This is a genomic window from Caulobacter sp. HMWF025 (assembly GCF_003060965.1).
GTDB lineage: Bacteria > Pseudomonadota > Alphaproteobacteria > Caulobacterales > Caulobacteraceae > Caulobacter.
This window is the reverse complement of sequence record NZ_QAII01000027.1, coordinates 1-5861: the sequence shown is the minus strand read 5'-3', so window position 1 is coordinate 5861 and position 5861 is coordinate 1. Positions and strand designations below refer to the sequence as shown.

Below are 5861 nucleotides of genomic sequence, written 5' to 3'. Positions count from 1 at the left end.
GGCCCCGGTCAGGTATTGGCCGGTGATGCTGGCGGGATTGGCCATGATGTCGGCCGGCTTGCCCTGGGCGATGATCTCGCCGCCGTGCACCCCGGCGGCCGGGCCCATGTCGATGACATAGTCGGCGGTCAGGATGGCTTCCTCGTCGTGCTCGACGACGAGGACGGAGTTGCCGAGATCGCGCAGGCCCTGCAGCGACTGCAGCAGGCGGGTATTGTCGCGCTGGTGCAGGCCGATCGACGGCTCGTCCAGCACATAGAGAACCCCCGTCAGGCCCGAACCGATCTGGCTGGCCAGGCGGATGCGCTGGCTCTCGCCGCCCGACAGGGTGCCCGAGCCGCGTGACAGGTTCAGGTAGTCCAGGCCGACATCGACCAGGAACCGCAGGCGGTCATTGATCTCTTTCAGGATCCGCCGGGCGATCTCCATCTGCTTGTCGGTGAACTGGCCTTCCAGGCCGGCGAACCAGTCCTTGGCCGGGCGGATGGCCAGCTGCGACACCTGGGCGATGTCCATTCCGGCGATCTTCACGGCCAGGGCTTCGGGCTTCAGGCGCTTGCCGTGGCAGACCTCGCAGGGGGTGTCGGACTGGTAGCGGCCGAGTTCTTCCCGCACCCAGGCGCTGTCGGTCTCGCGCCAGCGGCGCTCGAGATTGGGCAGCACGCCCTCGAAGGGCTTGTCGACCTCGTACTTGCGGGCATTGTCGTCATAGACGAACTTGATCTTCTGGCCCCTGGAGCCGTGCAGGACCACGTCGCGCGCGTTGGCTGGCAGCTTGTGCCACGGCTCGTCCATCGAGAAGCCGTAGTGCCGGGCCAGGGCCTGCAGGGTCTGGGTATAGAGCGGCGAGGGGCCCTTGGCCCAGGGCGACACGGCCCCCTTGTGCAGGCTCTTGTCCTTGTCGGGCACCACCATGTCGGCGTCGAAGGCGAGCTTGGCCCCCAGGCCGTCACAGGCCGGGCAGGCCCCCGCCGGATTGTTGAACGAGAACAGGCGCGGCTCGATCTCGGCGATGGTGAAGCCGCTGACCGGGCAGGCGAAGCGTTCGGAGAACAGCAGCCGGCGCGGCTCCTTCTCGCCCTCGTCAACGGTGGCCCATTCGGCCACGGCCAGACCGTCGGCCAGCCGCAGGGCCTGCTCGATGGAGTCTGCGAGCCGCTGCTCCATGCCCGGCTTGGTGACGATGCGGTCCACGACCACGTCGATGTCGTGCTTGAACTTCTTGTCGAGGGCCGGGGCGTCCTCGATCGGATAGAACTCGCCGTCGATCTTCAGGCGCTGGAAGCCGGCCTTCTGCCATTCGGCGATTTCCTTGCGGTACTCGCCCTTGCGGTCCCGCACGACGGGCGCCAGCAGGTAGAGGCGGGTGCCTTCGGGCAGCACGGTGATCTTGTCGACCATCTGGCTGATGGTCTGGCTCTCGATCGGCAGGCCGGTGGCCGGCGAATAGGGCGTCCCGACCCGCGCCCACAGCAGGCGCATATAGTCGTGGATCTCGGTGACCGTGCCGACGGTCGAGCGCGGATTGCGGCTGGTGGTCTTCTGCTCGATGGAGATGGCCGGCGACAGGCCCTCGATCAGGTCCACGTCCGGCTTACTCATCAGCTCCAGGAACTGGCGGGCATAGGCTGAAAGGCTCTCGACATAGCGCCGCTGGCCCTCGGCATAGATGGTGTCGAAGGCCAGCGAGCTCTTGCCCGAGCCCGACAGGCCGGTCAGCACGACCAGTTCGCCACGCGGGATATCGACGCTGACGTCTTTCAGATTGTGTTCGCGGGCACCGCGCACGCGGATGAAGTTCAGTTGCTCAGCCATGATGTCCGGAACGCTTGGATCGCGATTTGGGGGCTGCCGGGAAGGTGCAGCGCAGCGGCTATATGTAGGGCTCGGTTGGGGGAGTTAACACAAGAACAAGATGCGAACAAATGTCGCGTGCGTTGCCAGCGCCAAACTGCTGACAGCAGGTGTCAGCAGGCCGCAGCCGCCCGGGAGCCCGGCGTGATGTCCGCAAACGGTTAACCCTGCCTGGAAGCGTGGCCTTCAGCAGTTTGGCGCTAATTGGTCCCTGAACGGAGCACACCATGGGCAAAGCAGCCAATCCCGCTGACGTCTCAAAGGCCGGCAAGGGCAAGAAGGCCATCAAGGATGCCAAGGGCCCCAAGCCCCGCTCGGCGGAGAAGGACTTCTGGACCTTCACCATTGGCGTCGGGTCGCTGATCTATGTCCTGGTGACGGCCGTTCCGAACTAGCCCGGCTTGCTCCCGGCCAGGGGAGTGGATAGTTTCTGGGTGCTGGGTACGGCTGATTTTATGCCGGACCCCTCGCCGATGACCGCAGGAGGCTCCCATGATCAGCGCGACGGAAGACCACTTCGTCCTTCCCGTCTCTCTGGCCGCGAGCCTCTATGTCAGCCCTCATCACTCTGGATTCTGTTTCCGCCGCCACGCCTGACGGTCGCGGACTTTTCAAAAACCTGACCCTCTCGATCGGGGCCGAGCGCATCGGCCTCGTCGGACGCAATGGCGTGGGCAAGTCCACCCTGCTGGCCATTCTGGCCGGTACCCGCCTGCCTTCCGCAGGCGTTGTCAGTCATGCGGGCTCGGTCGGATACCTGGACCAGAGCCCCGATCTCACCTCGGATGACCGCCTGATCGCCCTGCTGGGTGCCGTGGAGGCCTGGGACCGGCTGGCTCGGATCGAGGCGGGGCAGGGCGACGCCATCGACTTCGCCGACGCTGACTGGACCCTGCCGGCACGTCTCGACGAGGTCCTGGCCGAGGTCGGGCTGGAGGGGTTCGATCCGGTTCGGCCGGCCTCCTGCCTCTCGGGCGGTCAGGCCATGCGCGCGGCCCTGGCCCGGCAACTGCTCGCTGCGCCTGATGTCCTGCTGCTGGACGAACCGACCAACAATCTGGATGCGGAGGCCCGCGACCTCGTGGCCCGGATCCTGTCCCGCTGGCGGGGCGGGGCAGTGGTCGTCAGTCATGACCGGACGTTGCTGCGCGGCATGGACCGGATCGTCGAACTGTCGTCTCTCGGTGCGCGGTCTTACGGCGGAGGCTATGAGCTCTACGCCCAGCGCAGGGCGGAAGAGACCGCCGCCGCAACCCGCGATCTGGACGAAGCTGAGCGGGAGAGCCGGCGCGTGGCCCGCGATATCCAGCAGGCCCGTGAACGCAAGGCGTGCCGTGATGCCGCCGGACAGCGCTTTGCCGACAAGGGCAGCGCGCCCAGGATCCTGCTGGGGGCCATGGCCCGCCGGGCCGAGCAGAGCGCGGGGCGCGCCAATCTGCTGGCCCAGCGGCTGGCCGGAGAAGCCGCTGATCGCAAGGCGCAGGCGGAGGCCCGGGTCGAACGAATCTCTGCGCTCGCCTTCGATCTGCCGGGCACGCACCTTCCGGCAGGCAAGCCAGTGCTGGCCTTTGAGGACGTGTCCTTCGCCTGGCCGGATGGGCAGAAGGTTGTGCAGGACATGTCCTTCCGGATCATTGGACCCGAGCGCCTTGCGGTCTGCGGCTCCAACGGCGCAGGCAAGACCACGCTTATCCGGCTGGCGACCGGCGCGCTGCAGCCGACGGCGGGCACTGTGCGGCGTGGGGTTCCGGCGGCCATGCTCGACCAGCGGGCTTCGTTGCTGGACGATGGCCAGACAGTCCTGGAGAACTTCCGTCGCCTGAACCCGGGTGCCAGCGTCAATGACGCCCATGCGGCGCTGGCCCGTTTCCTGATCCGCAACGCCGCTGCCCAGCAGCAGGCCGCCACCCTCAGCGGCGGCGAGCGGCTCAGGGCGGCCCTGGCCTGCGTGCTGTGTGCGGAACCGCCTCCTCAGTTCCTGATCCTGGACGAGCCGACCAACCATCTCGACCTGGCCTCCCTGGAGGCGGTCGAGGCGGCCCTGTCAGAGTATGACGGGGCGCTGCTGGTGGTCAGTCACGACGGGGCCTTCCTGGAAGCGATCGGGGTGGAGCGGCGGGTAATGCCGGGTGCGCGCGGTTCTGGGACCTGGCTGACGACCTAGGTGCAGCACCGAGGACGCCGGCCGCTGGTCACCGCCGGATGGGCTAGGGGGCTTTGAACACGCTGCGGCCACTCTTGACGGTTTCGACAACCCGAATGGTCTTGATGGCATCCGGCGCGACCTTGAGCGGATTGTGGTCCAGCAGGACCAGGTCGGCCGTCTTGCCCGTTTCGAGCGAGCCTTTCGAGGTCTCCTCGAAATACTCGTAGGCGGCATTCAGGGTCATTGCCTTGAGGGCCTGGTAGGGCGTGACCCGCTCATCCGGGCCGAGGACCTGTCCTGAGCGGGTGGTACGGTTCACGGCGGTCCAGGCCAGGAACATGGGATCGACCGGTGTGACCGTCGCGTCGGTGTGATTGGTGGCCTTGATCCCCGCCTTCATCGCACTGGCCATGGGACTGATATAGGCCGCACGTTCCGCGCCCAGATTGGCCAGGTGCACATCGCCCCAGTAGAAGACGTGGTTTGTGAAGAAGCTCGGCAGCAGGCCAAGGGACTTGTATGCCACCAGCTGATCAGGCCGCATGATCTGGGAGTGGATGATCACCGTGCGCCGGTTGAAGTCGACTATGCCCAGGTCCTTTTCTGCGAACCGGTGTGCGGCGATCATCATGTCGATCGAGGCATCGCCGTTGCAGTGTGAATAGAGTTGGACCCCGTTGCGGTAGGCTAGAACAAACAGCCGGTTGAGCTCGTCCTGCGGGATGTTGGGGAAGCCACGGCAATCGGTTTTGCAGCCGGGAACCGGGGTTAGGTAAGGCTTGGTCAGATAGGCGGTCTTGCCTTGCGGAGAGCCGTCCGTCGCCAGCTTCAAGCCGGCCCATTTCAATCCATTCTTCAATTCACCCCATCGGATCTTGCCGGTTCCGACCAGTTGATCTGCCATGAGGTAGGCTGGCAGGGCTTCGACGTCGATTGTCAGGATTCCCCTGTCGGCCGCCGCCTGCAGAAGGGGCATCTTGTCCGGCATCACAAGGTGCTCTGCCGCGGTGGTGTAGCCATTGGCCGCGTAGTGACCGAGAGCGCGCTTGATGAGCACCAGGTTTTCGTCCAGCGGCCGGGGGGCCTGGACCTGGGGAATGAACGGGTGCATTGCGGTTTCCTGGAACAGGCCCTGGGGCTCGGTTGTTCCAGGCTTGCGGATGATCGCGCCGCCTTCAGGATCCTTGGTCGACGCGTCGATTCCGGCGATTTTCATGGCCGCCGTATTGGCCACCAGCATGTGACCCGAGGCGTGCATCAGCAGAACGGGATTGTTCGGAAAAGCCATGTCGAGCTCTTCCGCTGTCGGGTGCCGCTTTTCAGCCAACTGGTCGGGATCATAGCCCTGACCCACGAGCAGAACGCCGTCGCCCGCCTTCATCGAGACCTTCAGTCGTCCGACCTCGGAGATGATGTCGGCGATGGACCGGACGCCCCCGACCGGCGGCGGGTTCAGATTGGCCTGAACCAGGCTATCGGCGTAGTTCAGCATGTGGCTGTGGGCATCGATGAAGCCGGGAAGCAGGGTTGCTCCCTTCAGATCGATCTGACGGGCGCCACGACCGGCGGCCTTGAGCGCCTGGGCCTTGGAACCAGCCGCTACGATCTTGCCGTCGCGCACGGCCAGGGCTTCCACATAGACCGGCTGGTGGCCGGCCATGGTCAGGATATCGCCCCCGGAATAGACGGACGCCGTGGGGTCCGCGGAAGGTGCCGAGCATCCGAACAGTAGTCCTGCCAGGGACAGGATCGTTGCAGCCGATCTGAATGCCCACATGTCGCATGCCCCCCCGTGAAATCACGCCGCCGGATCTATGCCCGTTCGGACAGGCCTGAATGACCCCGGCGACCATACCAAAGG

The 5861-nt window shown here is 65.7% G+C and carries 4 protein-coding genes; 2 read left to right on the top strand and 2 right to left on the bottom strand.

All coding sequences use genetic code 11. The annotated features are described in order from the left end of the window. A partial coding sequence (gene uvrA / locus DBR10_RS19640) for an excinuclease ABC subunit UvrA (protein ID WP_233243228.1) occupies nucleotides 1–1815 on the bottom strand: 1815 nt, incomplete at its 3' end. 266 nt (nucleotides 1816–2081) lie between these two features. On the opposite strand from uvrA, the gene DBR10_RS19010 reads away from it, so the two are divergent. Both DBR10_RS19010 and DBR10_RS03225 read left to right on the top strand, forming a co-directional pair. After that, complete coding sequence (locus DBR10_RS19010; protein WP_158272194.1) at nucleotides 2082–2249, top strand: hypothetical protein; 168 nt, start codon at nucleotides 2082–2084, stop codon at nucleotides 2247–2249. Between the two features lie 155 nt (nucleotides 2250–2404). After that, nucleotides 2405–4018 (top strand): ABC-F family ATP-binding cassette domain-containing protein, encoded by a 1614-nt coding sequence (locus DBR10_RS03225; protein ID WP_108504396.1) that lies wholly within the window; start codon nucleotides 2405–2407, stop codon nucleotides 4016–4018. A gap of 43 nt (nucleotides 4019–4061) precedes the next feature. Here the strand turns inward: DBR10_RS03225 and DBR10_RS03220 are convergent, their stop codons facing one another. After that, nucleotides 4062–5660 (bottom strand): amidohydrolase, encoded by a 1599-nt coding sequence (locus tag DBR10_RS03220; RefSeq protein ID WP_158273150.1) that lies wholly within the window; start codon nucleotides 5658–5660, stop codon nucleotides 4062–4064. Nucleotides 5661–5861 lie beyond the last annotated feature (201 nt).

Excerpts from the sequence above, each read along its gene's own strand:
- DBR10_RS19010 (WP_158272194.1), top strand. The coding sequence starts at position 2,082 with ATGGGCAAAGCAGCCAATCCCGCTGACGTCTCAAAGGCCGGCAAGGGC.
- DBR10_RS03225 (WP_108504396.1), top strand. The coding sequence starts at position 2,405 with ATGTCAGCCCTCATCACTCTGGATTCTGTTTCCGCCGCCACGCCTGAC.
- DBR10_RS03220 (WP_158273150.1), bottom strand. The coding sequence starts at position 5,660 with ATGGCCGGCCACCAGCCGGTCTATGTGGAAGCCCTGGCCGTGCGCGAC.